Origin of the sequence: Phytoactinopolyspora halotolerans (assembly GCF_010550675.1) — a bacterium.
Taxonomy (GTDB): Bacteria; Actinomycetota; Actinomycetes; order Jiangellales; family Jiangellaceae; genus Phytoactinopolyspora; species Phytoactinopolyspora halotolerans.
The window spans coordinates 1-678 of the sequence record NZ_JAAGOA010000065.1; the positions used below are offsets into that span (position 1 = coordinate 1).

The 678-nt window shown below is 65.9% G+C and carries 1 pseudogene; it reads left to right on the plus strand.

Going from position 1 to position 678, the window contains the following annotated elements:
- Positions 1-50 precede the first annotated feature (50 nt).
- Positions 51-678, plus strand: a pseudogene (locus G1H10_RS33690) (IS5 family transposase); the annotation flags it as partial.

A 678-nucleotide genomic window follows, 5' to 3' on the forward strand; every position in this document is an offset into this window, starting at 1 on the left:
CTAGGGCGTGTCTCCCAATTCTTTCGTTTGGTGTGGTTGATCATGGATGAGTGCTCAGAACTGGTGTGATTTCGGATGAGTTGTGGGAGTTGATCGAGCCGGAGCTGCCATCCCACGTGGGTCGGCGCGGGCGTCGGTGGCGTGATCATCGGCTGGTGCTGGAAGCGATCGCGTGGCGGTTTCGGACCGGGTCGCCGTGGCGTGATCTGCCCGAGGAGTTCGGCTCGTGGAAGACCGCGTGGAAGCGGCATCGGCGCTGGTCAACTGATGGAACGTATCAGCGGATCTTCGAACGTGTCCTGGCCGAGTACGGCGCAGCGGGCAAGCTGGACTGGTTGGTGTCGGCCGACTCCACCATCGTGCGGGCACACCAGCATGCCGCCGGCGCGCCATCAGCGAGGAGCACAGGGGGCGAGATCGAATGACACGATTCCCGAGCCCGCCGACCACGCCATCGGCCGGTCCCGAGGCGGGCTGACCACCAAGATTCACGCCTTGGTCAACGCGACGGTCCGCCCCGTGGCCCTGCTGCTCTCCGCCGGCCAGGCAGGTGACAACCCCTACCTCGCCCCTCTTCTCGACACGTTGAACCAGGCCGGCAACCGGCCTGAGCACCTGCTGGCCGACAAGGCGTACTCGCACCCTTCCACCCGCCGTGAGCTTCGCCGCCGCCGCGTT